Raw genomic sequence first — 938 nt, 5'->3', positions numbered from 1 at the left:
GGATACTCTTCCTTCAAGCCAATCTGCGACAGACGACGGTTAGCGATGAACTTGAGGTAGTCCTCCATCATCGCCGCGTTCATGCCGAGTACTCCGCGTGGCATGGTGTCGCGCGCGTATTCGATCTCCAGTTGCGTCCCTTGCAGGATCATCTGGGTCGCTTCTTCTTTCATCTCGGCGTCCCACAGGTGTGGGTTTTCGATTTTGATCTGGTTGATCACGTCGATCCCGAAGTTCAGGTGCATCGACTCATCGCGCAGGATGTACTGGAACTGCTCGGCCACGCCGGTCATTTTGTTGCGGCGGCCCATGGACAGGATCTGGGTGAAGCCGCAGTAGAAGAAGATGCCCTCGAGGACGCAGTAGTAGGCGACCAGGTTGCGCAGCAGTTCTTTGTCGGTGTCGACGGTGCCGGTTTCGAATTTCGGATCGGAGATGGAGCGCGTGTATTTGAGGCCCCAGGCGGCTTTTTTAGCGACCGATGGGATCTCGTGGTACATGTTGAAGATTTCGCCTTCATCCATCGCCAACGATTCGATGCAGTACTGGTAGGCGTGGGTGTGGATCGCTTCTTCGAAGGCCTGGCGCAGGATGTACTGGCGGCACTCCGGGTTGGTGATCAGGCGGTACACGGCCAGGACCAGGTTGTTGGCGACCAGCGAGTCGGCGGTGGAGAAGAAGCCGAGGTTGCGCATGACGATGCGGCGTTCGTCGTCGGTCAGGCCTTCGGGGTCTTTCCACAGGGCGATGTCGGCGGTCATGTTGACCTCTTGCGGCATCCAGTGGTTGGCGCAGCCGTCGAGGTATTTCTGCCAGGCCCAGTCGTACTTGAAGGGCACGAGTTGGTTGAGGTCGGCGCGGCAGTTGATCATGCGCTTTTCGTCAACGGCGACACGGGCGGACGCGCCTTCGAGTTCGGCGAGGCCTTCGGCGATGTC

Annotated in this window: 1 protein-coding gene; it reads right to left on the bottom strand. The window is 59.0% G+C overall.

All coding sequences use genetic code 11. The features are described 5' to 3' along the window. The coding region (locus tag ACP7CJ_RS28820; protein ID WP_426103245.1) for a ribonucleotide-diphosphate reductase subunit beta at positions 1–938 on the bottom strand (938 nt) is incomplete at both ends.

Source organism: Pseudomonas sp. PSPC3-2 (assembly GCF_049897085.1).
Lineage (GTDB): Bacteria > Pseudomonadota > Gammaproteobacteria > Pseudomonadales > Pseudomonadaceae > Aquipseudomonas > Aquipseudomonas paraveronii.
The sequence above is the reverse complement of the archived record's forward strand: the minus strand, read 5'-3'. Positions and strand labels throughout refer to the sequence as shown.